Origin of the sequence: Pseudomonas sp. HB05, assembly GCF_016756915.1 — a bacterium.
Taxonomy (GTDB): domain Bacteria; phylum Pseudomonadota; class Gammaproteobacteria; order Pseudomonadales; family Pseudomonadaceae; genus Aquipseudomonas; species Aquipseudomonas alvandae.
On record NZ_JAESPG010000006.1, the window covers coordinates 226,254 to 251,520 of the forward strand.

Here is a 25,267-nt window from a genome sequence, read left to right on the forward strand (position 1 = left end):
GCCCACCCTCACGGCGTACCGGATAATGCCTAACCTTGCCTACAGGCTCCTCGTCACCAACGGACCATGACCGACATCCTCCTCTCCCTGTTCAGCGCCGCCCTGATCAACAACCTTGTGTTGCAATGGCCGCTGGGCATCGATCCGCTGCTAGAGGCCAAGGGCAGGCGCCAAGTCCACGCCTTGGGTCTGGCGACGGCGTGCCTGATGCTAATGGTCGGTACCTTCGGTTATATGGTCGACGCGTGGCTGTTGGCTCCGACACACCTGACATCGCTCCGGTTATTCGCCTGGCTGCCGCTGAGCGTGCTGCTGATCTCGCCGTTGCTGCGCCTGCTGGCGCGCTGGCTGCCCTCACTGCCGTTCGATGGCTTGTGGCCGCTGTTGCTCGGCAATGCCGGTGTCCTCGGTGTCGCGTTGCTCAACGGACGAAGTGATCAGGGGCTGGGGCCTGCGATGGCTTTCAGCTTGGGCGCCGGGTTGGGCTTCTGGTGGGTGCTGAGCCTGTTCGACGACTTGCGCCAGCGTACCTTCAACAATGATATTCCCCTGCCCTTCCAGGGCCTGCCGATTCAGTTGATCAGCGCCGGATTGATGGCGGTGGCCTTCCTCGGATTACGCGGGCTGGTCAAGACATGAACCTGATCCAAAGTATCGACGCCCTGCTGCCGCAGACCCAATGCGGCAAATGCGGCCATCCCGGCTGCAAGCCCTACGCCGAAGGCATCGCCCAAGGCGAGCCGATCAACAAATGCCCCCCCGGCGGCGATGAAACCATCGCGGCCCTGGCCGAGCTGATGAAAGTGCCCGTGCTGGAACTGGACGCCAGTCGCGGCTCAGCGCCGGCGCAGATCGCCTTTATCCGTGAGGCCGAGTGCATCGGTTGCACCAAATGCATCCAGGCCTGCCCGGTGGACGCGATTGTCGGCGCGGCAAAACTGATGCACACCGTCCTCATCGACGAATGCACCGGCTGCGATCTCTGCGTGGCGCCTTGCCCGGTGGACTGCATTGAAATGCGGCCACTGCCGATGGAGACCGTGCTGCCGGTCGTCGGCGGCCTGGCCTTCAGCATCGAAGCGCTGCAAGCGCGTGCCGCCAAGCGCAACCACGCCCGCCAGCGCTTTGAACAGCGCAACGCGCGTCTGCGTCGCGAAGAGGAGCAGCGTCAGGCCGAGCGCCTGGCGCGGGTCCAGCGCAACGCTCAGGCTCAAGCCCAGCCCCTGGATCCGGTGCAAGCCGCGCTGGAGCGAGTGCGCGCGCAAAAAGCCGCCAGTGCCGATGCCGCGTTGAAGAAGGCCAAGATCGACCTGGCCATGAGCCGGGCACAACTGAACAAATCCTTGAAGGCGTTCGGCCATCCGCCCACGTTCGAGCAGCAGTCGCAATTGATCGTCCTGCAACGCCAGTTCGAAGCGGCGGAACAGGCGCTGGCCCAACTGGAGAGCACTACGCCGCCAGCCGCTGCCCCAGCTCCTGCGCCGATAAACGACGCCGATCTCAAGCGGGCCAAGATCCAACTGGCGATGCGTCGCGCCGAGCTTGCCAAGGCCCGGGCCGCCTCCGCTTCGGATGAGCAATTGAAAGCGCTGGAGCAAGCCGTGGAAGACGCCGAACGGCAGGTGGCCGCCCATGCCGCTTCCTGAGCCGCTGGATGAGCGACTGCGACAGGCGATGGGCCGGGTATTACTGGCGACCCTGCCGGGCGTGCTGGCCTTGATGTGGGTTTATGGCTGGGGCGTGATATTCAATCTGCTACTGTCCGGCCTCACCGCACTGGCGGTCGAGGCGCTGGTACTGCGTTTGCGACGCCGCCCACTCAAACCGGCACTGGGCGATGGTAGCGCACTGGTCAGCGCCACCTTGTTGGCCGTTGCCCTGCCGGCCTATAGCCCGTGGTGGCTGACGGTCACAGCGACCGCCTGCGCCTTGTTGTTTGGCAAACATGTGTGGGGCGGGGTCGGCAGCAATCCGTTCAATCCGGCCATGCTGGGATACGCCTTGGTCCTGTTGGCATTCCCCCAACACATGAGCCAATGGCCGACGCTTCATGGCATCGGCCTGGGCGACGGGTTGCGGCACGTTGCTGGCATTGCCCAGGCACCCGACGGATGGGCTGGCGCCACTGCGCTGGACAGCCTGCAAATCAATCGAAGCCTGACCATCGACGAACTGTTTGCCAGTGACCCGGCGTTCGGTCGTTGGGGTGGGCGTGGTGTCGAGTGGGTCAACCTGGCCTTCCTCGCTGGCGGCCTGTTTCTGCTGCAACAACGCGTGTTCAGTTGGCACGCCCCGGTGGGCATGCTTGTCAGCCTGTTTACTGTGAGCCTGTTGTGCTGGAACGGGTCTGGCTCCGACTCCCACGGCTCGCCGCTGTTTCACCTGTTGACCGGCGCGACCATGCTGGGCGCGTTTTTTATCGTGACCGAGCCCGTGTCCGGGGCCAGGACGCCGCTTGCGCGGTTGTTGTTCGGCGCAGGCGCGGGTTTGCTGGTCTATCTGATTCGCACCTGGGGCGGCTTCCCGGATGGCGTGGCGTTTGCGGTGCTGTTGATGAACCTCGGTGTCCCGGCACTGGACCGCTTCGTCGAGGCGCGGCAAAGACGGTCGCCGACATGAAGAAAACCGCGGGCATTGCGATCCTGACCTTGCTGGCCGGCCTCGGTATCGGCGCCACGTACCTTGTGCAGATCAATACCACCGCGCGCATCGAAGCCCAGCGGCAAATCATCGCCAACAGAACGTTGCTCGACGTGTTGCCAGCCGGCCAATATGACAACCAGCCACTCGCGCAGTCTGTTGTCGCAGCCCCTGTGGTATTGCCCCACAGCACGCTGCTGAACGGTTACCTGGCGACCCGCGGCGGCCAGCCCACGGCTGTGCTCTTGCGCAGTCAGGCACTGGGTTATGAAGGCAGTATCGAATTATTGGTCGCCATCGACCCCACCGGCCGACTGCTGGGCGTGAAAACCCTGCGCCAGTCGGAAACCCCCGGCCTGGGCGCGGCGATCGCCGGTTGGCCGAACAGCTGGCTACAGATGTTCCAGGGCAAGACGCGCCAGGCGCCAACGGATGAAGGTTGGGCCTTGAAGAAGGACCAGGGCCAATTCGATCAACTGGCTGGCGCGACGGTGACGTCCCGGGCAGTCCTTGAAGCGGTCCACGATGCGCTGCGTTACTTCGACGAGCACACGGTTCAATTGACCGGAGCGATAGAGCATGATTAAGCCTGCGTCCTGGCCCCGCGGCCTCGTGCTCGTTCCCCTGGTAGGCGCCAGCGACTCGTTGGTCAATGCGCTGGCCCTATGGGTTGCCTGGGTTTTGATCAGCCTCGCCCACGGCTCGGCAATGACATTTTTAAGGACACGCCTCTCAGTCCGCCAGCAACTCCTCGCATCCATCGTCCTGGCAGCCACAATGACCGCTTGCGCAGACTTGCTGGCACAAGCCTGGATGTTGGAACGGCACGACGCGTTGAGTTTGTATATCGGATGGATCGCGCTGAGCTGCGTGACACTGGAACGCCTGACAGTCGTCGAGACCCGCATGCTTGCTCATCTCAGGCTGGCGGGACAATTCGGTCTGCTGATCATCAGCCTGGGCGCTCTGCGCGAGATGATCGGCGCAAGCGTCCCATTGGCCCTGCTCGTCCCCGGCGGATTCATCCTGCTCGGCCTGTTGCTCGCCGCCTACCAAGCTTGGACTTCCACTCCGCCCCGTTCACCTCTAGAGGAAAAGCCGCGCCCATGAACGCCGCAAAACGCCTGGAAATATTTCGTCGCTTTCATGAAGACAACCCGGAGCCGAAGACCGAACTGGCCTACTCCTCTCCGTTCGAGCTGCTGATCGCGGTAATTCTGTCGGCCCAATCCACCGATGTTGGCGTCAACAAGGCTACGGCCAAATTGTTTCCTGTGGCCAATACGCCACAAGCGATCCATGCCCTGGGCGTCGAAGGGCTGTCCGAATACATCAAGACCATCGGGCTGTTCAACAGCAAGGCAAAAAACGTGATCGAGACCTGTCGCCTGCTGATCGAGCGCCACGGCGGCGAGATCCCCCAGACCCGCGAAGAGCTGGAAGCCCTTCCGGGCGTCGGCCGCAAGACTGCGAACGTGGTGCTCAATACCGCTTTCCGGCAATTGACGATGGCAGTCGACACGCACATTTTCCGCGTCAGTAACCGGACTGGACTGGCCCCGGGCAAGGACGTAGTAGAAGTGGAAAAGAAGCTGATGAAATTCGTTCCCAAGGAATACCTCCTGGATTCCCATCATTGGCTGATCCTGCATGGACGTTACGTCTGCCTGGCGCGCAAGCCCCGTTGCGGGAGCTGCCGGATCGAAGACCTGTGCGAGTACAAGCACAAGACATCCGACGATTGATGCGCTATTGCTTTTGTTTATCCGTCGATTGAAAAAATCTTTTTTACCCGCCGGTGGTTTATCGCTATAAGGAGCGCGAATGGCAGTCTTAGCCTGGAGCCGAACCCATGAGTACTGGCAAAGAACAACTGGATGTAGAAGACGATTTCATCGCCGTTGAGGCTGACGACGCGGAACCGGTGGTGGTGGAAGTGGCAAAAACCAACCTGAGCAAACGCCGCACCATCGATAACCTCCTGGAAGAGCGTCGCTTGCAGAAGCAACTGGCCGATTACGATTTTGACCTCTGACACGTAAAAGCCTCCCTGGTGGAGGCTTTTTACCGTGTGCCTGTGGCCCTGAACTCAGACCAATCCATTTCGCTGGGCCAATTCGATCAGGTCGACCAGCGAGCGGGCGTTGAGTTTCAACAACAGGCGGGTCTTGTAGGTGCTGACGGTCTTGTTGCTCAGGAACATCGCGTCCGCTATTTCCTTATTGGTTTTTCCGCGAGCCAGTTGCTGCAGGACCATCATTTCTCTCCCGGACAAACGGTTCACCATCTCGGACTCACTGGCATTGCCAAGACTTGAACGTACCGTGTGCAGCGCCTGGTTGGGAAAGTAACTGTAACCCGACAGCACGGCCTTTATTGCACTTAACAACTCGGTCAGGTCCTGTTGTTTGCAAACATAGCCCGCTGCCCCCGTCTGCATGCAACGCATCGAAAAATGCCCGGGAGCCTGGGACGTCAATACCAATACTTTCAAGGGTGAAGGATTGACGGTCAGGCGTGCGATGACTTCCAACCCATCCAACTTCGGAATTCCAATATCCAGGATAACGATATCGGGCATTTGTTCCCGGGCAATCTGTAATGCATCAACGCCATTATCCGTTTCGGCGATAACTTCATATCCATGACGCTCCATTAGTAAACGTACAGCAAGACGAATGACGGGGTGATCATCCACGATCAGCACTTTATTCATGGGCAAATCCAATTTCGCTGTTCGAATTTTTAGAGCATGCACAATAGCCTAGTCATTTTCCCTTGGCATGCCGCTCCCCCTGAGCGCTCGCAGCGAAAGACATAACCTACAAACATCACAGAAAATTCCTACAAATAATCCGCAAAATAATGTGGCATGAATTTTCCGAAAAAATCGAAGCGGCGAATCTGACGCACCGACCCTCCTATGAATGACGCGACCTTTCCTGCACAACAAAACACATTTCAGTTCACATCGACAACATATTCATAAAAAGTAACTGATTTATTTATAGACAAACGGTAAAAATCTCACTCAATCGAATCAGCTTCTGTATAAAAAGAATGGCTCAACACCCTCGACTTAAAAGACATCATTGCGCTTTTTTGGCCAGGCTGTTTTGTTTAGAGCCAACACATCAAACCCATTCGATTAAAACTTCAATCACCGAGCATAAAATTATCCATGAGCACTTATTATGAACACCACTCAAAGAACCATTACCAACCCCATGACGTTGATTGCCATACTGGCAACGTTATCAGAAACATCCGCAGCGATAGCCTTGCCCTTCCTGGATGATGAAGATCGTGAATGCTATATCTGGTTCCTGATCGGTTTTCCCTTTTACTTGTCGCTGCTGTTTTTTCTCACACTCAACTTTAATTACCGTTCTCTGTATACCCCTTCGGACCTTCATAAAAGCAAACACCTCAAAAAGACCACGAACGGCTCCGCCGGCCGACGCGGCCATGCATTACGTCGAGGGAGGAAAAACCAGCGTCATTTGATGCGTTTTCGTCGGAGAAGAAAACCGTGACCCTGTTCGACGGACAAAAAAACGGCCTGCTCATGGCAGGCCGTTTTTCATTGAACCGGATCAGATCAGAACAGCTTGCGACCCTTGTTCGCCGCGATACGCATACGCAAGGCGTTGAGCTTGATGAAACCGGCCGCGTCGGCCTGGTTGTAGGCACCGCCGTCTTCTTCGAAGGTCGCGATGTTGGCATCGAACAGCGAATCGTCGGACTTGCGCCCGGTCACGATCACGTTGCCCTTGTACAGCTTCAGGCGCACGACACCGTTCACGTTGACCTGGGAGGCATCGATCATCTGTTGCAGCATCAGACGCTCCGGGCTCCACCAGTAGCCGGTGTAGATCAGGCTGGCGTACTTGGGCATCAACTCGTCTTTCAAGTGAGCCACTTCGCGATCCAGGGTGATCGATTCGATCGCCCGGTGAGCGCGCAGCATGATGGTGCCGCCTGGGGTTTCGTAGCAGCCACGGGACTTCATGCCGACATAACGGTTCTCGACGATGTCCAGGCGACCGATGCCATGCTCGCCGCCGATACGGTTCAGGGTCGCGAGCACGGTGGCCGGGCTCATTTCCACGCCGTCCAGCGCGACGATGTCACCGTTGCGGTAGGTCAGTTCCAGGTATTGCGGGGTATCAGGAGCCTTCTCAGGGGAGACGGTCCAGCGCCACATGTCTTCTTCGTGCTCGGTCCAGGTGTCTTCCAGCACGCCGCCTTCATAGGAGATGTGCAGCAGGTTGGCATCCATCGAGTACGGCGATTTCTTCTTGCCGTGGCGCTCGATCGGAATCGCATGCTTCTCGGCGTAGTCCATCAGTTTTTCACGGGACAGCAAGTCCCACTCACGCCACGGGGCGATGACTTTCACGCCGGGCTTGAGGGCATAGGCCCCCAGTTCGAAACGCACCTGGTCATTACCTTTACCGGTGGCACCATGGGAAATGGCGTCAGCGCCGGTTTCGTTGGCGATTTCGATCAGGCGCTTGGCAATCAGCGGACGGGCGATGGAGGTACCCAGCAGGTACTCGCCTTCGTAAACGGTGTTGGCGCGGAACATCGGGAACACGAAGTCACGGACGAACTCTTCGCGCAGGTCATCGATGTAGATTTCTTTGACGCCCATGGCCTGGGCCTTGGCGCGTGCAGGCTCGACTTCTTCGCCCTGCCCCAGGTCCGCGGTGAAGGTCACCACTTCGCAGTTATAAGTGTCCTGCAGCCACTTGAGGATCACCGAAGTGTCCAGGCCGCCGGAATACGCCAGAACGACCTTGTTTACGTCCGCCATGCCATCACTCCACGGGTTGTACGGAAAGCCGGGAAGTCTAACGTCCAGCGCGGATAATTTACAGAGGCGCGACAGCTTATGACGACGAAGCGACAGATTATGTCGATTGAGCGACGATCAGGACGGGGTCAGGAAGTGCGTGCAGTTGCCGCGGCAGGCGCAGCCGTCTTGGCCGGAGCAACCGGCGTCGGTGCCTTGCCCGGCGCAGCAGCGGGCGCCACGGCAGGAGTAGCTGGCGCTGGCGCGGCTGTTGGTGGCTGAGGAGCCGGGGCCTGGGTAGCCGCTACACGCTCGAGCTGAACGACGACACGGCGATTCTTGGCCCGATTGGCTGCGTTGGTGTTGGGAACCAGCGGATAGCGCTCGCCGTGGAAACGCACGGTAAATTGGGACTCCTGGAAACCGTTGGCCTTGAAGAAATCCATGACCGCCAGCGCACGACGACGTGACAACTCCCGGTTGGTCAGACGATTGCCGCTGTTGTCGGAATGGCCGTCAAGCTCGACATGATTGACGCTCGGGTCAGCCTTGATGAAGTCGAGCATGACCTGCAACTGGGCCTTGGCCTGGGCGTCGAGCTCAACCCCCTCGCCCGGAAAACCGATCTGGGTCTGCTTGATCTGCTCGAAGTTCTTCGGCAACAGTTTCGCTACACAGCCCTGGTAATCGTTGAACGCCTTGTTGAAGCGCACAGGCAGCAGCCGGACTTCGGATACGCGCCCATCCTCGGTATTGCGTCGAATCACCGGACTGCGTCCCTCCATCAGCCCGCTGATCAGACGGCCCGCCTGTATTTGGGAGCTATTGAACAACACGTCGCCACTGCCGATCCGGACCGAGCCCAGATTGATGTCGCCCCGTCCCGGCTGCCACGGCGCCGCAGCCGCCAACAACGTCGCGGAGCCACCACCGAGCATCGGGTTATACGCCTTGAGCCGGAACGTAGCCTGCTCGCCCGCCTTGCGCACGAATTCGCCGCTGCCAAAATCGGTGATCGGCTGACTCAGCCGGCACTCGAACTTGTCACCTTCGACCGTCCACTCAATGCTCTCCAGACGGGTCTGGAAAGTGAGCGCCATCGCAGGAAGGCTGGCAAACACACTGAGCAAGGCTAGATAACGCTGGCGCACGGGAGGCTCCACTGGCTTTTATACGGAAATCGAAAACGCTGGGCATGCCGTTTGGCCGAGACAAGGCACAAAATCGCGGCACACCTGAAGGGGCTATCGGTAACTTGCGGCAAAACTTGATAGCGGGTGCCCGGATCAGTCTTTTCCGGTAGCATTCCCCGGAGATTTACCCGCCTGGAAGCCCCCCATGTCCGACCGCCTGACCCTGCTGCGTCCCGACGACTGGCATATTCATCTTCGCGATGGTGCTGTGTTGACCCATACCGTCGCCGATGTCGCGCGCACTTTTGGCCGCGCCATCATCATGCCCAACCTGGTTCCGCCCGTGCGCAACGCCGCCGAGGCCGATGGCTATCGCCAGCGCATCCTGGCCGCGCGCCCGGCCGGCAGCCGCTTCGAACCGCTGATGGTGCTTTACCTCACCGACCGCACCCAACCCGAGGAAATACGCGAGGCCAAGGCCAGCGGTTTCGTGCACGCGGCCAAGTTGTACCCGGCCGGCGCTACGACCAATTCGGATTCCGGCGTCACCAGCATCGACAAGATCTTCCCGGCGCTGGAGGCGATGGCCGAAGTCGGCATGCCGTTGTTGATCCACGGCGAAGTGACCCGGGGCGATGTCGATGTGTTCGACCGCGAGAAAATCTTCATCGACGAGCACATGCGCCGCGTCGTCGAGCGTTTCCCGACCCTCAAGGTTGTGTTCGAGCACATCACCACGGGCGATGCCGTGCAGTTCGTCAACGAGGCCCCGGCCAACGTTGGCGCAACCATCACCGCCCATCACCTGCTGTACAACCGCAACCACATGTTGGTGGGCGGGATCCGGCCACACTTCTATTGCCTGCCGATCCTCAAGCGCAACACCCATCAGGAAGCCTTGCTGGACGCGGCCACCAGCGGCAGCGCCAAGTTTTTCCTCGGCACCGACTCGGCACCCCACGCCCAACACGCCAAGGAAGCGGCCTGCGGTTGCGCCGGCTGCTACACCGCCTACGCCGCCATCGAGATGTACGCCGAGGCGTTCGAGCAGCGCAACGCCCTGGACAAGCTCGAAGGCTTCGCCAGCCTGCACGGCCCACGCTTCTATGGGCTGCCGGTGAACACCGATCGTATTACCCTGGTCCGCGACGAGTGGACCGCCCCTGCCAGCCTGCCGTTTGGCGAGCAGACTGTCATCCCGCTGCGCGCCGGTGAAAAACTGCGCTGGCGCCTGCTGGAGGAAAACGCGTGAGTGAAGATCATTTCGACGACGAACTGGACGGCAATGGCGGCTCGGGCGGCCCTCGCCACCCCATGGCTGCCCGCTTCCGGGGTTATCTGCCGGTTGTGGTCGACGTAGAAACCGGTGGTTTCAACTCAGCCACCGATGCGCTGCTGGAAATCGCCGCGACGACCATTGGCATGGACGAGAAAGGCTTTGTCTTCCCCGACCACACCTATTTCTTCCGGGTCGAACCGTTCGAAGGCGCCAACGTTGAAGCAGCCGCCCTGGAGTTCACCGGGATCAAGCTCGATCATCCGTTGCGCATGGCGGTCAGCGAAGAAACCGCCCTGACCGACATCTTCCGTGGCGTGCGCAAGGCGCTGAAAGCCAACGGTTGCAAGCGAGCGATCCTGGTCGGTCATAACAGCAGCTTCGACCTGGGCTTCCTCAACGCCGCCGTTGCACGCCTGGACATGAAGCGCAATCCGTTTCACCCGTTCTCCAGCTTCGACACCGCGACCCTGGCGGGCCTGGCATACGGCCAGACGGTATTGGCCAAGGCCTGCCAGGCGGCCGACATCGATTTCGATGGCCGCGAAGCCCACTCGGCCCGCTACGACACCGAAAAGACCGCCGAGCTGTTTTGCGGCATCGTCAACCGGTGGAAGGAGATGGGTGGCTGGCAGGATTTCGACGACTGATATAGAGCTAGGCTTAGCTCTTTGTGGCGAGGGGATTTATCCCCGCTGGGTCGCGAAGCGGCCCCAAACCTGCCAACTGGGTGTGGCGGACTCACCTTTTTGGGACTGCTGCGCAGTCCAGCGGGGATAAATCCCCTCGCCACAGTATGTATTCAGCCACCCATAAAAAAACCGGCCCATCGAGGGCCGGTTTTTTTATGCCGCGGTTGTGCTTACAGCTTGTCGCCGTGCTCACCCAGGTAAGCGGCTACGCCTTCAGGCGATGCAGTCATACCCTTGTCGCCTTTTTTCCAGTTGGCCGGGCAGACTTCGCCGTGCTCTTCGTGGAATTGCAGGGCGTCGACCAGGCGGATCAGCTCTTCCATGTTACGGCCCAGCGGCAGGTCGTTGATGATCTGCGAACGAACGACACCTTTGTCGTCGATCAGGAACGCGCCACGGAAGGCCACGCCGCCCTCGGACTCAACGTCGTAGGCCTTGGCGATTTCGTGCTTCATGTCGGCAGCCATGGTGTATTTCACCGGGCCGATGCCGCCTGCGTTGATGGCAGTGTTGCGCCAGGCGTTGTGGGTGAAATGCGAGTCGATCGAAACAGCGATCACTTCCACGTTGCGCGCCTTGAAGTCGTCCATGCGGTGATCCAGGGCGATCAACTCGGACGGGCAGACGAAGGTGAAGTCCAGCGGGTAGAAGAACACCAGGCCGTATTTGCCTTTGATGGCCGAGGACAGGGTGAAGCTGTCGACGATTTCACCGTTGCCGAGGACGGCGGGAACGGTGAAGTCAGGGGCTTGTTTGCCTACGAGTACGCTCATTGGATATCTCCTGGTGTAGTAACGTGAAAACAAGGTCCGCGCCAGCCTGCCACCTCCAGGCGACAGCCCTGTGACACGAACCCGCTTCGCAAGGACCGACCATCATACACCGCACGTTTGGACTGTCCTCAACGGTTTTTCCACGGCATCGAAAATCTGTTGCGCATGATCGACTCTCCAACCGAAAACCGTTCGTCAGCCCGAAGCAAAGGTGATGAAAGAGTCCTAGAAACCACTTTGACAATCATTCTCGTTAACATTAAGATCCGTCTCAATTGAGTCACAACCAGCGACGGTTCTCACTTATGTATGTATGCCTCTGCACTGGCGTCACCGACGGGCAAATCCGCGAAGCGATCTATGAAGGTTGCTGCAGCTATCGCGAAGTCCGCCAAGCTACCGGCGTAGCCAGCCAATGCGGTAAATGCGCCTGCCTCGCCAAGGAAGTGGTGCGTGAAACCCTCGCCAAAGTACAGACCGCCCAGGCCTCGATCCCTTATCCGGTAGAATTTACTGCCGCATAAATCCAGCTTTTTGAAGAACCGGACTCAATGTCCGGTTTTTTTATGCCTGTAAATCAAATGGTTAGGTGCCAGACGCGGAACTCAAACATTCTTATTCCGATTAATTTTCATTTATTATTCAAATACTTAGGTTTGACACCGGTAAATGCGCGGCTCAAACTCTGCCTTATACACAGCTATTACAGGGCAGGCCGTTACCATGAAAGGCGACATCACAGTCATCCAGCATCTCAACAAGATCCTCGCCAATGAGCTGGTCGCGATCAATCAATACTTCCTGCATGCGCGCATGTATGAAGATTGGGGCCTGAACAAGCTGGGCAAGCACGAGTACCACGAATCCATCGACGAGATGAAACACGCGGACAAGCTGATCAAGCGAATCCTGTTCCTCGAGGGCCTGCCAAACGTCCAGGATCTTGGCAAGCTGCACATCGGTGAACATACCCGCGAAATGCTTGAATGCGACCTGCGTATCGAACGCACTGGCCACGCCGACCTCAAAGCCGCCATCGCCCACTGCGAAAGCGTCGGTGACTTTGGCAGCCGCGAACTGCTCGAAGATATTCTCGAATCCGAAGAAGAACACATCGACTGGCTGGAAACCCAACTGGGCCTGATCGACAAAGTGGGTCTTGAGAACTACCTGCAATCGCAGATGGGCGAAGAATAAGCTTCCCAGAAGCAAGCCACTAAAAAGCCCCGCCCTCTTTCGAGGCGCGGGGCTTTTTGTTGCCCGAATTTCAAACCACTGAAATCCATCGTGGGAGCGAGCTTGCTCGCGATAGCGGTGGATCAGGCAAAAAAATACTGACTGACCTACCGGTATCGCGAGCAAGCTCGCTCCCACAAGGGTTCGTGTTCACCACAACCGGGGTAATGAACAGAACCTCATGATCAGGCTTCGGACTTGTTCGCCGCTGCTGCTTCAACAGCTGCCTTGATCGTGGTTTGCAGAGAACCGTCAGCCGCCATCTCGGTCATGATGTCGCTACCACCGATCAGCTCACCACCCACCCACAGCTGTGGGAAGGTTGGCCAGTTGGCGTACTTTGGCAGGTTGGCGCGGATTTCCGGGTTCTGCAGGATGTCCACGTAGGCGAACTTCTCGCCACACGCCATCACCGCCTGAGCAGCCTTGGCCGAGAAGCCGCATTGCGGGGCATTCGGCGAGCCTTTCATGTAAAGCAGGATAGTGTTGTTGGCAATCTGGTCTTTGATCGTTTCGATGATATCCACGGAGCACCTCGGCTTGAACTTTGCGACTACAGATGTCGACACGGTGGCGCATTGTAACGGAAAGCCGAGCACCCTGCTCGGTCCGCCCCAGGGACAATTTTACGCAGCCGCGACCTTCACCGGAACCCCGTTGAGCGCCGCATTCCCGGACAGCTCATCAAGCTGACAGTCATCCGTCAGGTCGTTGGCACTGGAACCGGGTTGCCCGCTGGCGATGGTCATCTGTACACCCGGGCGGGCGTGGCCCCAGCCGTGTGGCAGGCTGACCACGCCTTTCATCATGTCCTGGCTGCCCTGCACTTCCACTTCAATCATGCCTACGCGAGAACTGACCTTCACCCGCTGCCCATCGACAAGGCCTCGGCTGGCAAGATCGTCCGGGTGCATCAGCAACTGGTGGCGCGGCTTGCCTTTCACCAGCCGATGAAAATTATGCATCCAGGAATTGTTGCTGCGCACATGACGACGGCCAATCATCAATAGCTCGTCGGACGCTGGCGGCGGCAACGCGGCAAAACGTGCCAGGTCGGCGAGGATCACCGCTGGCGCCGCCTGTACCCGGCCGTTTTCGGTTTTCAACCGGGAAGCCAGGTTGGGCTTGAGCGCACCGAGATCGATGCCGTGGGGATGATCGAACAGCGTCGCCAGGGATAATTTGTGCGGCGATGCATCCCCGTACGCACCCGCCCGCAGGCCGAAATCGATCATCTGCGCGGGCGGCATGGTCGGCTTGAGTTCCTTGCCAGTCCGGCCAGCAAAGGCTTTTGCCAGGCCAACGAAGATCTCCCAATCGTGCAATGCACCTTCGGGCTTGGGCAGGATCGCTCGGTTGAAACGAGTGACGTTGCGCACCGCGAACAGATTGAAGGTGGTGTCGTAATGATCGTTTTCCAACGCTGAAGTCGATGGCAGGATCAAGTCGGCGTAGCGCGTGGTCTCGTTGATGTACAGGTCAATGCTGACCATGAACTCAAGTCCGTCCAACGCCTGTTCGAGCTGCCGCCCGTTGGGCGTGGACAAGACCGGATTGCCGGCCACGGTCACCAGTGCGCGGATCTGTCCTTCGCCCTCGGTGAGCATTTCTTCGGCAAGGGCCGAGACGGGCAGCTCGCCAGCATATTCGGGGCGCCCGGACACCCGGCTTTGCCAGCGATTGAAATGGCCGCCCGAGGTGGTCGCCACCAGGTCAACCGCCGGCTCGGTGCACAGCGCACCGCCCACTCGATCGAGGTTGCCGGTGACCAGGTTGATCAGTTGGATCAGCCAATGGCACAGCGTGCCGAAAGCCTGGGTTGAAACCCCCATCCGCCCGTAACACACCGCCGACGGCGCGGAGGCGAAATCCCGGGCCAACTGACGGATCTTTGCGGCCGGAACGGCACAGAGAGGGCTCATCGCCTCGGCGGTAAAGGTTGCAACGGCCTGGCGCACTTCGTCGAGGCCATCCACCGGTAAATGGCTGTCGCGGGTCAAGCCTTCGCTGAGCAGTGTGTTGAGCAAGCCAAACAGCAGCGCGGCGTCGCCACCAGGACGTACGAAGATGTGCTGGTTGGCGATGGCCGCTGTCTCGCTGCGCCGAGGATCAACCACCACAGCCTGGCCACCACGGGCCTGGATCGCCTTCAGGCGCTTCTCCACGTCCGGTACGGTCATGATGCTGCCATTGGAGGCCAGCGGATTACCGCCCAGGATCAACATGAAGTCGGTGTGGTCGATGTCCGGGATGGGCAGGAGCAAACCATGCCCATACATCAGATGGCTGGTGAGGTGATGGGGCAACTGGTCCACCGAGGTCGCCGAGAAGCGGCTGCGGGTCTTCAACAGGCCCAGGAAATAATTGCTGTGGGTCATCAGCCCATAATTGTGCACGCTGGGATTACCCTGGTAGACCGCCACCGCGTTCTGGCCGTGACGCTCTTGAATGCTCGCGAGGCGATCAGCCACCAATGCGAAGGCTTCGTCCCAGGCAATCGGCTGCCACTCGCTGCCGACCCGCCGCATCGGCTGGCGCAACCGGTCCGGATCGTTCTGGATGTCCTGCAGGGCCACGGCCTTGGGGCAGATGTGGCCACGGCTGAAACTGTCCAGCGGATCGCCCTTGATCGAAGTGATCGCCAGGCCCTGGCCTTCTGTTTCAGTGGTTTCGAGGGTCAGGCCGCAGATGGCCTCGCACAGGTGGCACGCACGGTGGTGAAGAGTCTTGGTCATGGCCAGTCTCTGTTTTATTCGTGGCGGGCATTGTTGGCCGCGGGAGCAAAACTATGGCCCGTGATCCTCCACAGCGCCAGCGACGTTCGTCCCGTGAATCGCCGGGCATCAGGCCCGCCGATGAAGCGGCGTCAGGGCTGTTCGGGCGGCGGCGCCAGCAACTGGATTTCCTCGATGGTCTCCACCTGCTCCTGGGCGATGGGCACCCCGGTCAATTCGCCGATCAATCGCCAATGTTCGTCGAGCCCACTGCTGATGGTGGCCATGCGGTCGATCATTCGCCGGCCAGCGGCCTTGGTCACTTCGTCATCACTGCGCAACAATTCGAATGACATGGACGTCACCGAAGCGGTGAGGTGCGTCAGGGAGCGTGCCGTCAGCCCCAGCAATTCCATCAGTTGTTGCTCTTTCAAATCCATTTCGGGGCTCCTGCATCTCGGGATTCATTTATAACCCAGCCCCCTGCATTAGGAAATATTTCACGTCAGACAACAGACAGGCGCGCCAAAGACTGGCCTCCACAATCGCTCGCCAGATAGACAGCCACCCGCCCAGCTTGATTGCCAAGGGACTCGACGCCAGTGTACAAATGGGTCGCTGCTGTCAGGAAACCGGCCTCGACCATGCCATTGCAACTCTGTGATGGCTTCGCTGAAATCCCTTAAAACCGTAGCCCTATTGGTAAGACGCGACATTTAATGTCAATATCGCGCCTTCCCCTATTTTCGTCGCCCCGTGCGGCTTTTGCCGCAGGTCTCGCCCGTTTTTTCGTTAAACAAGGCTTTGAGCATCTGCGGTCAGTAACAAAAAGGTAGTCAATCATGAGCGCAAGGCACTTTCTCTCCTTGATGGATTTCACGCCCGAAGAGTTGCTCGGCGTCATCCGTCGAGGCGTGGAGCTCAAGGACCTGCGTAAGCGCGGCGTACTGTTCGAGCCCTTGAAAAACCGTGTGCTGGGGATGATTTTCGAGAAGTCATCGACCCGCACGCGCATTTCATTTGAGGCCGGCATGATCCAACTCGGTGGCCAGGCGATCTTCCTCTCGCCCCGCGACACACAGTTGGGCCGTGGCGAGCCGATCAGCGATTGCGCCATCGTCATGTCGAGCATGCTCGACGTCATGATGATCCGTACTTTTGCACACAGCACCCTGACAGAGTTCGCGGCCCACTCCCGCGTGCCGGTGATCAACGGCTTGTCCGATGACCTGCACCCTTGCCAACTGCTTGCCGACATGCAGACATTCCTCGAGCACCGCGGCTCCATCCAAGGCAAGACCGTGGCCTGGGTCGGTGACGGCAACAACATGTGCAACAGCTATATAGAAGCGGCGATGCAATTCGACTTCCAGTTGCGCATTGCCTGCCCCGAAGGTTATGACCCCAATACCGAACTGCTCGCCAAGGCCGGTGACCGGGTGTCCATCGTGCGTGATCCGAAGCTGGCCGTGGCCGGTGCGCACCTGGTGAGCACCGACGTCTGGATATCCATGGGACAGGAAGAGGAAACCGCCAAGCGCCTGAAGCTGTTTGCCCCGCTGCAAGTCAACCGCGCCCTGCTCGACCTGGCGGACGCCGAGGTGCTGTTCATGCATTGCCTGCCGGCCCACCGTGGCGAAGAGATCAGCCTCGACTTGCTGGATGACCCGCGCTCCGTGGCTTGGGACCAGGCGGAAAACCGTCTCCATGCGCAGAAAGCCCTGCTGGAATTCCTAGTCGAGCCGGCGTACCACCACGCATGAGCCATTCATTGCTGCTGAACCTGCAAAACCTGGCCTGCGGCTACCAGGACCAGCGGGTCGTACAAAACCTCAACCTGCACCTCAATGCGGGCGACATCGGTTGCCTGCTCGGCTCGTCCGGATGCGGCAAGACCACGACCCTGCGGGCCATCGCCGGGTTCGAGCCCGTACACGAAGGCGAGATCCAGTTGGCCGGGGAAACCATCTCCCGCGCGGGTTTTACCCTGGCACCGGAAAAACGCCGCATCGGCATGGTGTTCCAGGATTACGCGCTGTTCCCGCATTTGAGCGTCGCCGAGAACCTGGCGTTTGGTATCCGCAAGCACCCTGAAAAGGACCGCGTGGTCGACGAACTGCTGGAGCTGGTCAATCTGAAGAACCTGGGGAAACGCTTCCCCCATGAACTCTCCGGAGGCCAGCAACAACGCGTCGCACTCGCCCGGGCACTGGCGCCCGAACCGCAATTGCTGCTGCTCGACGAACCCTTCTCCAATCTGGACGGCGAGCTGCGACGCAAGCTCAGCCATGAAGTCCGGGACATTCTCAAGGCCCGGGGCACCAGTGCGATCCTGGTCACCCACGATCAGGAAGAAGCGTTTGCCGTAAGTGATCATGTCGGCGTGTTCAGGGAAGGTCGCCTGGAACAGTGGGACACGCCTTACAACCTGTATCACGAACCGCTCACGGCCTATGTCGCCAGCTTCATTGGCCAGGGCTATTTCATCCGGGGACAGCTGGATAGCCCGGAATCGGTGCAAACAGAATTGGGCGCACTGCGCGGCAACCGGGCCTACACCTGGCCGGTTGGCTGTGCCGTGGATGTGTTGCTGCGCCCTGACGACATCGTCTACGCGCCAGACAGCCCGCTGACGGCCACCATCGTCGGCAAGACCTTCCAGGGCGCTTCAACCTTGTATCGCCTGCAGTTGCCGACGGGTGCGCAACTGGAATCGATCTTCCCGAGCCATGCCGACCATCTGGTCGGCGCCACTGTCGGTATTCGCGTGGCGGCCGAGCACCTGGTGCTGTTCCAGGCCTCGGGTAGCACGGCGGCACACTTGCTGCCGGTGGAAAGCGGTGTGCGGCGGTTCAGCACTGTGTAGGCGCTGCCGAAGGCTGCGATCTTTTGATCTTCTGTTTGATTCAGTGGGCCTGAAAAAGATCGCAGCCTCGCTTCGCTCGACAGCTCCTACCAGATGTATCGGGCATTAGCCCAGCGACAACGTCCCGCTGGCCACCAACGTCGCATTGCCGCCGATCTTCACTCGCTCGCCTTCCAACCGACAAAACAACGCCCCGCCCCTGGCCGAGCATTGATAAGCCGTCAGCCCCAGCTTGCTCAGGCGTTTGGACCAGTATGGAATGAGGCTGCAATGGGTCGATCCGGTCACCGGGTCCTCGTTGATACCAATCGCCGGAGCAAAATAACGCGAGACAAAATCGTGCTTGCTTCCCGGTGCGGTAACGATCGCGCCCGGCCACGGCAGTTTCGCCAGGGCCGTCATGTCCGGCTTGCATTCAAGGACAGCCTGTTCCGATTCCAACACCACGAACAGTTCGTTCGAGCTCAGCACGTCCACCGCCTCGACACCCAAGGCATTCTGGACCGCCAGTGACGCGCCCAATTCAACGGGCACGATGGCCGGAAAATCCAACCACAGCCGATCACCTTCCCGGGTCACGCTCAGGGCACCGGATTTACAGATGAAATCCAGTCGCTCCGAAGCTTCTTTATATATCTCGAACAACACATAGGCGCTGGCCAGCGTGGCATGACCACACAACGGAACTTCAGTGGTTGGGGTAAACCAGCGAATGTGCCATTGCTGGTTCTCTCGCACCAGGAACGCGGTCTCAGCCAGGTTGTGTTCAGCGGCTATTTTCTGCATCAACTCATCGGCGAGCCAGGCATCGAGGCGATAGACCATCGCAGGGTTACCGCCGAAAGGCCGGTCACTGAACGCATCGACCTGATGAAACGCAAGCTGCATGGCACTTCTCCTTTTTTATTGATGCGCGAGCATGATCGGTCACGGCACCGTTTAACCAGTGACAGATCCGCAGAATTTTCGCCCTACAGCGCATAAAAAATCCGACATCCTTTCAGCCTTGAAGACTCCCTCCATTGTGAGGCGCGTGCTCCTGCCGGGTGGCGCAGTTGCTACAAACCTTCAGTCAGGCACGTCCAATATCAGCAAACTTCGCCCCGGTATGCTCCGCCAATACCTCAGGCGCCAATTCGACTTCCAGGCCACGCCTCCCCGCGCTGACGAACATTTGGGTGAGCGGCTGCGCGGAACTGTCGATAAACGTGCGCAGGCGCTTTTTCTGTCCCAAAGGGCTGATGCCCCCCAGCAAATAGCCGGTCGAGCGCTGTGCGGCGGACGGATCGGCCATCTCGACTTTCTTCACCCCGGCAGCATGAGCCAGTGCTTTCAGGTCCAGGCTCCCCACCACTGGCACCACGGCCACCAGCAGCTCGCCTTTTTCGCTGGCCGCCAGCAAGGTCTTGAACACCTGCGCCGGGTCCAGTCCGAGCTTTTCCGCCGCCTCCAAGCCATAAGACGCGGCCTTGGGATCGTGTTCGTAGCTATGAATGCGATGTTCGGCGCGCACTTTCTTAAGCAGATCCAACGCAGGGGTCATGACCATTCCTTACAGGGAAACGAATGGCAAAATTCTATGCGATCAGCGAGCAAAAGGCTTTGAGGACATTGCTTTCGGCATCAAGACGCCCAGCGCGAAAGAATCATTCACAGCACGAATAATCCAAATGTGACCAACGGTTCACTTTCGACCTTTGACAGCAGCGTTTCTTGTCTATATTTTTTCGAAACTGAAAGCAGAAACACGTGTCTCAAGAAGCAACCCGAGGGCAGGCTGAACATCAGGTCCCTTGGCGAAGAGCGCCCGACCAGGCTTTATCGGCGGCGCAAGACAAGAAAAAGAATTGAGGTTTGAATGGCTACTGCTTTAGAACAACCGTCCCTCTCCAGCCAGTGCCTGGCAGAATTCCTGGGGACGGCCCTGCTGATATTCTTCGGCACGGGTTGCGTTGCGGCGCTCAAGGTCGCGGGTGCCAGCTTCGGACTATGGGAAATCAGTATCATCTGGGGCGTCGGTGTCAGCATGGCGATCTACCTCAGCGCTGGCATTTCCGGCGCGCACCTGAACCCCGCCGTCAGCATCGCGCTGAGCCTCTTCACTGACTTCGAAAAACGTAAACTGCCCTTCTATATCATTTGCCAAGTGGCCGGCGCTTTTTGCGGCGCGCTGCTGGTCTATACGCTGTACAGCAACCTTTTCTTCGATTTCGAACAGTCCCGTCATATGGTTCGTGGCACAGAAGCGAGCCTCGAGCTGGCCTCGGTATTCTCCACCTACCCTCACTCCGCGCTGTCCACTGGCCAGGCGTTCCTGGTGGAGGTGATCATTACCGCTATCCTGATGGGCGTGATCATGTCCCTCACCGATGACAACAATGGCTTGCCCCGAGGGCCGCTGGCACCGCTGCTGATCGGCCTGTTGATCGCGGTGATCGGCAGCTCGATGGGCCCCTTGACGGGCTTCGCAATGAATCCAGCGCGAGACTTCGGTCCTAAACTGATGACTTTCCTTACTGGCTGGGGTGAAATTTCCCTCACTGGCGGACGCGACATTCCGTACTTCCTGGTGCCGATCTTTGCGCCGATTGTCGGGGCATGCCTGGGCGCCGCCGCGTACCGCGGCTTGATCGCGCGCCACTTGCCAAGCCCCTTGGCTACGGGAAAGGATGCAGGATCTGCCATCGACGGCAAGCCCAGAACGTCTTGAAACAACGGGTGCGCCGCCTGCCCCTCACTGCGCGCACCATGGCTCCACCCCTTATTTACGTCCCAAGGCAATCGACATGACCGACATTGAGAATAAGAACTACATCATTGCCCTCGACCAGGGCACGACCAGCTCACGTGCGATTATTTTCGACCGTGACGCGAACGTGGTCGGTACCGCCCAACGGGAATTCGTCCAGCATTATCCGCAGCCTGGCTGGGTCGAACATGATCCGATGGAGATCTTCGCTACCCAGAGCGCAGTCATGGTAGAGGCGTTGGCCCAGGCCGGCCTGCATCACGACCAGGTCGCCGCCATCGGCATTACCAACCAGCGCGAAACCACCGTGGTCTGGGACAAGAACACCGGGCGCCCGATCTACAACGCCATCGTCTGGCAATGCCGACGCAGCACCGAGATCTGCCAGCAACTCAAGCGTGACGGCCACGAGCAATACATCAGCGAAGCCACCGGCCTGGTCACCGATCCGTATTTCTCCGGCACCAAGCTCAAATGGATCCTCGACCACGTCGAGGGCAGCCGTGAGCGAGCGCGCAACGGCGAACTGCTGTTTGGCACCGTGGATAGCTGGCTGATCTGGAAATTCACTGGCGGCAAGGTCCATGTCACCGACTACACCAACGCCTCGCGCACCATGCTCTTCAATATCCACACGCTGGAGTGGGATGCGAAGATGCTCGACATCCTCAACATCCCTCGAGAGATGTTGCCGCAAGTCAAATCCTCCTCCGAGATCTACGGTCGTACCAAAAGTGGCATCGCCATCGGCGGCATTGCCGGCGACCAGCAGGCCGCCCTCTTCGGCCAGATGTGCGTGGAGCCGGGCCAGGCAAAAAACACCTACGGCACCGGCTGCTTCTTGTTGATGAACACCGGCAACAAGGCCGTCAAATCCAACCACGGCATGCTCACCACCATCGCCTGCGGCCCTCGCGGCGAAGTGGCCTACGCCCTGGAAGGCGCGGTGTTCAATGGTGGCTCCACCGTGCAATGGCTACGCGACGAGCTGAAAATCATCAACGATGCCCTCGACACCGAATACTTCGCCAACAAGGTCAAGGACAGCAACGGCGTCTACCTGGTGCCGGCCTTTACCGGCCTGGGCGCACCGTATTGGGACCCCTACGCCCGCGGCGCACTGTTCGGCCTGACCCGTGGCGTGCGAGTCGATCACATCATTCGCGCCACGCTGGAATCCATCGCCTACCAGACCCGCGACTTGCTTGACGCCATGCAGCAAGACGCCGGCGAACGCCTCAAATCCCTGCGCGTGGATGGCGGCGCGGTGGCCAACAATTTCCTGATGCAATTCCAGGCCGATATCCTCGGCACTCACGTCGAACGCCCGAAGATGCGCGAAACCACGGCCCTTGGCGCTGCGTACCTGGCCGGCCTGGCGTGCGGTTTCTGGGGCAGCCTGGAAGAGTTGCGCGGCAAGGCAGTCATCGAGCGCGAATTCGAACCGCAACTGGATGAACAAGCGAAGGAAAAACTCTACGCCGGTTGGAAAAAAGCCGTCAGCCGCACCCGCGACTGGGAACCTCACGAAGACACTGAATAAGGCCCGATAAAATTCTGAAACTGGTCGGGAGGGCGTTCCTGCGGCATCATGGGCAAATTTTGTATGGCAGCCCAAAGGAAGCCCCATGAATCTGCCTCCCCGCCAGCAACAAATCCTCGAGCTTGTCCGCGAACGCGGCTATGTCAGCATCGAGGAAATGGCGCAATTATTCGTCGTTACCCCACAGACCATTCGCCGCGACATCAATCAACTGGCGGAAGTGAACCTGCTGCGCCGCTACCACGGCGGCGCCGCCTATGATTCAAGCGTGGAAAACACCGCCTACGCCATGCGCGCCGATCAGATGCGCGATGAGAAACAACGCATCGCCGAGGCGATCGCTGCACAGATTCCCGACCACGCCTCGTTGTTCATCAACATCGGCACCACCACCGAATCCATCGCTCGGGCGCTGCTCAATCACAATCATCTCAAGGTCATCACCAACAACCTGCACGTAGCGTCGATCCTCAGCGCCAAGGACGACTTCGAAGTCCTGATCGCCGGCGGCAATGTACGACGCGACGGCGGCGTGGTGGGCCAGGCCTCCGTCGATTTCATCAACCAGTTCAAGGTCGACTTCGCCCTGGTGGGCATCAGCGGAATCGATGAAGACGGTAGCCTGCTGGACTTCGACTACCAGGAAGTGCGGGTATCCCAAGCCATCATCGCCAATGCCCGACAGGTATTGCTGGCGGCGGACTCGAGCAAATTCGGGCGCAACGCCATGGTTCGCCTGGGCCCGATCAGCCTGATCGATTGCCTGGTGACCGACCAGCAACCGGTGCCAGCCCTGGCGCAGTTGTTGAGCCAGCACAAGATTCGGCTGGAAGTGGTCTAGCTCCGCCCCCTGTATCCAGTTCCTGTGGCGAGGGAATTTATCCCCTCGCCACAAAAGCACTTCCACCCACATCCCCACCCTTCGTGTTCGAAAATTTTCCTTTCAGCCCCCTTCGATCAGTATTTTCAATCGAATTCGACTGGCTGCGGCCGTGCTTATGGGCTAGTATTTTCGCAAATGAACATAAATGTTCGAATTCAAATATTTCGAAAAGAGCCCGAGGCCAGCCGATGCCCACTTCCACCTTGCCTACGCCCCCTATCGCCGAGATCTACGACATCGCCGTCATTGGCGGCGGGATCAATGGCGTGGGGATTGCCGCGGACGCTGCCGGTCGCGGTCTTTCGGTGTTCCTTTGCGAAAAGGACGACTTGGCCAGCCATACCTCATCGGCCAGCAGCAAGCTGATTCATGGCGGCCTGCGCTATCTCGAACATTATGAATTCCGTCTGGTGCGTGAAGCCCTGGCCGAACGCGAAGTGCTGCTGGCCAAGGCCCCGCACATCGTCAAGCAGATGCGCTTCGTCCTGCCCCATCGCCCGCACCTGCGTCCGGCCTGGATGATTCGCGCCGGCTTGTTTCTCTACGATCACCTGGGCAAGCGTGAACAACTCGCCGGCTCCAAGAGCTTGAAGTTCGGCGCCGACAGCGCCTTGAAAAGCGAGATCACCAAAGGCTTCGAATATTCCGACTGCTGGGTCGACGACGCACGGCTGGTAGTGCTCAATGGCATGGCCGCCCGGGAGAAAGGTGCGCATGTCCATACCCGGACCCGCTGCATCAACGCTCGCCGCAGCAAGGGCTTGTGGCATTTGCACCTGGAACGTGCCGACGGCAGCCTGTTTTCGATCCACGCCAAGGCATTGGTCAACGCCGCCGGCCCGTGGGTGGCCAAGTTCATTCGGGATGACCTGAAGATGGAGTCGCCCTACGGCATCCGCCTGATCCAGGGCAGCCACCTGATCGTGCCGAAACTCTACGAAGGCGAGCACGCGCACATTCTCCAGAACGAGGACCAGCGCATCGTCTTCACCATTCCCTACTTGAACCAATTTACCTTGATCGGCACGACTGACCGCGAGTACACGGGCGATCCGGCGAAAGTAACGATTACCGAAGGCGAAACCGACTACTTGTTGAAAGTGGTCAATGCGCACTTCAAGAAACAGCTCAGCCGCGAGGATATCTTGCACAGTTATTCCGGCGTCCGCCCGCTGTGCAACGACGAGTCCGACAACCCTTCCGCCGTGACCCGGGACTACACCCTCGCACTGTCCGGGGGCGGCGAAGAGGCGCCGTTGCTGTCGGTGTTCGGCGGCAAACTGACCACCTACCGCAAACTGGCCGAATCGGCCATGGCGCAACTGGCCCCTTACTTCACACAGATGCGCCCAAGCTGGACCGCCGTCGAGGCCCTCCCCGGCGGTGAAAACATGACCACGCCACAGGCGCTGTGCTCGGCGATCCGCGACAAGTTCGACTGGCTGCCAACCGACATCGCCCGCCGCTGGGCCACGACCTATGGCAGCCGAACCTGGCGCATGCTCGAGGGCGTGCACAGCCTGGCCGATATGGGTGAACACATCGGCGCCGGCCTCTACACCCGGGAAGTCGATTACCTGTGCAGCGATGAATGGGCAGTCGATGCCCAGGACATCCTGTGGCGCCGCAGCAAGCTGGGCTTGTTCACCACTGCGGCCGAGCAGGGGAAGCTTCAGCAGTACCTGGACAAGGTCGAGCACAACCGCCGCAAGATCGAAGCGGCCTGAACGTAACCCGCTAAACCAAAAGCCCTTGAAATCCGGCGATTCAGGGGCTTTTTATTGTCTGTAATCCGTCATGGACTTGTGGGAGCGGGCTTGCTCGCGAAGACGGCGGCACCTTCTACATCATCGTTATAGATGGACCGCTTTCGCGAGCAAGGCCGCTCCCACAAGGATCGAGAAGCCCGTGAGGAATTCGGTTTTCCGAACACGACCCGGCAGTCAGTTCGGCAAACCGGATAA

At 59.3% G+C, this 25,267-nt stretch carries 26 protein-coding genes and 1 pseudogene; 18 read left to right on the top strand and 9 right to left on the bottom strand.

The genetic code is table 11. From position 1 onward, the window contains the following. Positions 1-66 precede the first annotated feature (66 nt). The 7 genes from JMN22_RS09140 to JMN22_RS09170 all read left to right on the top strand — a co-directional run bounded on the left by JMN22_RS09140 (position 67) and on the right by JMN22_RS09170 (position 4,675). Positions 67-639 (top strand): Rnf-Nqr domain containing protein, encoded by a 573-nt coding sequence (locus JMN22_RS09140; protein ID WP_198797941.1) that lies wholly within the window; start codon positions 67-69, stop codon positions 637-639. Next, the gene (gene rsxB, locus JMN22_RS09145) at positions 636-1,646 is read left to right on the top strand and encodes an electron transport complex subunit RsxB (RefSeq protein WP_198797942.1); all 1,011 of its coding nucleotides are present in this window, start codon (positions 636-638) and stop codon (positions 1,644-1,646) included. The genes JMN22_RS09140 and rsxB overlap by 4 nt, the downstream gene beginning before the upstream one ends. After that, positions 1,633-2,619, top strand: coding sequence for an RnfABCDGE type electron transport complex subunit D (locus tag JMN22_RS09150; RefSeq protein WP_198797943.1), 987 nt, complete (start codon positions 1,633-1,635; stop codon positions 2,617-2,619). Before rsxB ends, JMN22_RS09150 begins: the two co-directional genes overlap by 14 nt. After that, positions 2,616-3,227 carry an RnfABCDGE type electron transport complex subunit G gene (locus JMN22_RS09155; RefSeq protein ID WP_198797944.1) on the top strand — a complete coding sequence of 204 codons (612 nt, stop codon included), beginning with the start codon at positions 2,616-2,618 and terminating at the stop codon, positions 3,225-3,227. The genes JMN22_RS09150 and JMN22_RS09155 overlap by 4 nt, the downstream gene beginning before the upstream one ends. Then, on the top strand, positions 3,220-3,750 hold the full coding sequence (locus JMN22_RS09160; protein WP_198797945.1) for an Rnf-Nqr domain containing protein: 531 nt from the start codon (positions 3,220-3,222) through the stop codon (positions 3,748-3,750). Before JMN22_RS09155 ends, JMN22_RS09160 begins: the two co-directional genes overlap by 8 nt. Next, the gene (gene nth / locus JMN22_RS09165) at positions 3,747-4,385 is read left to right on the top strand and encodes an endonuclease III (RefSeq protein ID WP_030142526.1); all 639 of its coding nucleotides are present in this window, start codon (positions 3,747-3,749) and stop codon (positions 4,383-4,385) included. Before JMN22_RS09160 ends, nth begins: the two co-directional genes overlap by 4 nt. A gap of 107 nt (positions 4,386-4,492) precedes the next feature. After that, a complete protein-coding gene (locus tag JMN22_RS09170; protein ID WP_030142527.1) occupies positions 4,493-4,675 on the top strand; it encodes a PA3496 family putative envelope integrity protein in 183 nt (60 codons plus the stop codon). 54 nt (positions 4,676-4,729) lie between these two features. On the opposite strand, the gene JMN22_RS09175 is transcribed toward JMN22_RS09170, so the two are convergent. Further along, on the bottom strand, positions 4,730-5,356 hold the full coding sequence (locus JMN22_RS09175) for a response regulator transcription factor (protein ID WP_030142528.1): 627 nt from the start codon (positions 5,354-5,356) through the stop codon (positions 4,730-4,732). A 478-nt stretch (positions 5,357-5,834) separates the two neighbouring features. Here JMN22_RS09175 and JMN22_RS09180 point away from each other — a divergent pair. Beyond that, positions 5,835-6,092, top strand: a pseudogene (locus JMN22_RS09180) (hypothetical protein); the annotation flags it as partial. Positions 6,093-6,241: 149 nt separating this feature from the next. On the opposite strand, the gene JMN22_RS09185 reads toward JMN22_RS09180, so the two are convergent. Continuing rightward, complete coding sequence (locus JMN22_RS09185) at positions 6,242-7,459, bottom strand: argininosuccinate synthase (RefSeq protein WP_024779511.1); 1,218 nt, start codon at positions 7,457-7,459, stop codon at positions 6,242-6,244. 128 nt (positions 7,460-7,587) lie between these two features. Further along, positions 7,588-8,589: a flagellar protein MotY gene (locus JMN22_RS09190; protein ID WP_030142530.1), complete on the bottom strand. Its 1,002-nt coding sequence runs from the start codon at positions 8,587-8,589 to the stop codon at positions 7,588-7,590. Between the two features lie 187 nt (positions 8,590-8,776). On the opposite strand from JMN22_RS09190, the gene pyrC reads away from it, so the two are divergent. Both pyrC and rnt read left to right on the top strand, forming a co-directional pair. Beyond that, positions 8,777-9,823 carry a dihydroorotase gene (pyrC, locus tag JMN22_RS09195; RefSeq protein WP_030142531.1) on the top strand — a complete coding sequence of 349 codons (1,047 nt, stop codon included), beginning with the start codon at positions 8,777-8,779 and terminating at the stop codon, positions 9,821-9,823. Further along, positions 9,820-10,497 (top strand): ribonuclease T, encoded by a 678-nt coding sequence (rnt, locus tag JMN22_RS09200; RefSeq protein WP_030142532.1) that lies wholly within the window; start codon positions 9,820-9,822, stop codon positions 10,495-10,497. Before pyrC ends, rnt begins: the two co-directional genes overlap by 4 nt. A 212-nt stretch (positions 10,498-10,709) precedes the next feature. On the opposite strand, the gene JMN22_RS09205 is transcribed toward rnt, so the two are convergent. Continuing rightward, positions 10,710-11,312, bottom strand: a complete 603-nt coding sequence (locus JMN22_RS09205) for a peroxiredoxin (protein ID WP_030140760.1) — start codon at positions 11,310-11,312, stop codon at positions 10,710-10,712. A 305-nt stretch (positions 11,313-11,617) separates the two neighbouring features. Here JMN22_RS09205 and JMN22_RS09210 point away from each other — a divergent pair, with 305 nt between their 5' ends. Further along, positions 11,618-11,836 carry a bacterioferritin-associated ferredoxin gene (locus JMN22_RS09210; protein WP_003178704.1) on the top strand — a complete coding sequence of 73 codons (219 nt, stop codon included), beginning with the start codon at positions 11,618-11,620 and terminating at the stop codon, positions 11,834-11,836. 199 nt (positions 11,837-12,035) lie between these two features. After that, complete coding sequence (bfr, locus tag JMN22_RS09215) at positions 12,036-12,509, top strand: bacterioferritin (protein ID WP_003178701.1); 474 nt, start codon at positions 12,036-12,038, stop codon at positions 12,507-12,509. A 224-nt stretch (positions 12,510-12,733) separates the two neighbouring features. Here the strand turns inward: bfr and grxD are convergent, their stop codons facing one another. The 3 genes from grxD to JMN22_RS09230 all read right to left on the bottom strand — a co-directional run bounded on the left by grxD (position 12,734) and on the right by JMN22_RS09230 (position 15,702). Next, complete coding sequence (gene grxD, locus JMN22_RS09220) at positions 12,734-13,075, bottom strand: Grx4 family monothiol glutaredoxin (RefSeq protein WP_030140761.1); 342 nt, start codon at positions 13,073-13,075, stop codon at positions 12,734-12,736. A gap of 99 nt (positions 13,076-13,174) precedes the next feature. Further along, positions 13,175-15,283 (bottom strand): molybdopterin oxidoreductase family protein, encoded by a 2,109-nt coding sequence (locus JMN22_RS09225; protein WP_198798036.1) that lies wholly within the window; start codon positions 15,281-15,283, stop codon positions 13,175-13,177. Positions 15,284-15,414: 131 nt separating this feature from the next. After that, positions 15,415-15,702 carry a hypothetical protein gene (locus JMN22_RS09230; protein WP_030140763.1) on the bottom strand — a complete coding sequence of 96 codons (288 nt, stop codon included), beginning with the start codon at positions 15,700-15,702 and terminating at the stop codon, positions 15,415-15,417. Between the two features lie 402 nt (positions 15,703-16,104). Here JMN22_RS09230 and argF point away from each other — a divergent pair, with 402 nt between their 5' ends. Further along, positions 16,105-17,025, top strand: coding sequence for an ornithine carbamoyltransferase (gene argF, locus JMN22_RS09235; protein WP_030140764.1), 921 nt, complete (start codon positions 16,105-16,107; stop codon positions 17,023-17,025). Beyond that, positions 17,022-18,128, top strand: a complete 1,107-nt coding sequence (locus JMN22_RS09240) for an ABC transporter ATP-binding protein (protein ID WP_198798037.1) — start codon at positions 17,022-17,024, stop codon at positions 18,126-18,128. The genes argF and JMN22_RS09240 overlap by 4 nt, the downstream gene beginning before the upstream one ends. A gap of 105 nt (positions 18,129-18,233) precedes the next feature. On the opposite strand, the gene JMN22_RS09245 is transcribed toward JMN22_RS09240, so the two are convergent. Both JMN22_RS09245 and ybaK read right to left on the bottom strand, forming a co-directional pair. Beyond that, a complete protein-coding gene (locus JMN22_RS09245; protein WP_030140766.1) occupies positions 18,234-19,016 on the bottom strand; it encodes a PhzF family phenazine biosynthesis protein in 783 nt (260 codons plus the stop codon). 184 nt (positions 19,017-19,200) lie between these two features. After that, positions 19,201-19,671 carry a Cys-tRNA(Pro) deacylase gene (gene ybaK / locus JMN22_RS09250; protein WP_030140767.1) on the bottom strand — a complete coding sequence of 157 codons (471 nt, stop codon included), beginning with the start codon at positions 19,669-19,671 and terminating at the stop codon, positions 19,201-19,203. A gap of 315 nt (positions 19,672-19,986) precedes the next feature. On the opposite strand from ybaK, the gene JMN22_RS09255 reads away from it, so the two are divergent. From JMN22_RS09255 to glpD, 4 genes are all read left to right on the top strand, one after another. Then, positions 19,987-20,838 (top strand): MIP/aquaporin family protein, encoded by an 852-nt coding sequence (locus JMN22_RS09255; RefSeq protein ID WP_198798038.1) that lies wholly within the window; start codon positions 19,987-19,989, stop codon positions 20,836-20,838. Between the two features lie 76 nt (positions 20,839-20,914). Continuing rightward, positions 20,915-22,420 (top strand): glycerol kinase GlpK, encoded by a 1,506-nt coding sequence (gene glpK / locus JMN22_RS09260; RefSeq protein WP_198798039.1) that lies wholly within the window; start codon positions 20,915-20,917, stop codon positions 22,418-22,420. Between the two features lie 85 nt (positions 22,421-22,505). Beyond that, complete coding sequence (locus JMN22_RS09265) at positions 22,506-23,261, top strand: DeoR/GlpR family transcriptional regulator (protein ID WP_003204973.1); 756 nt, start codon at positions 22,506-22,508, stop codon at positions 23,259-23,261. Positions 23,262-23,491: 230 nt separating this feature from the next. After that, positions 23,492-25,030, top strand: coding sequence for a glycerol-3-phosphate dehydrogenase (gene glpD / locus JMN22_RS09270; RefSeq protein ID WP_198798040.1), 1,539 nt, complete (start codon positions 23,492-23,494; stop codon positions 25,028-25,030). The last annotated feature ends 237 nt before the right edge of the window (positions 25,031-25,267 follow it).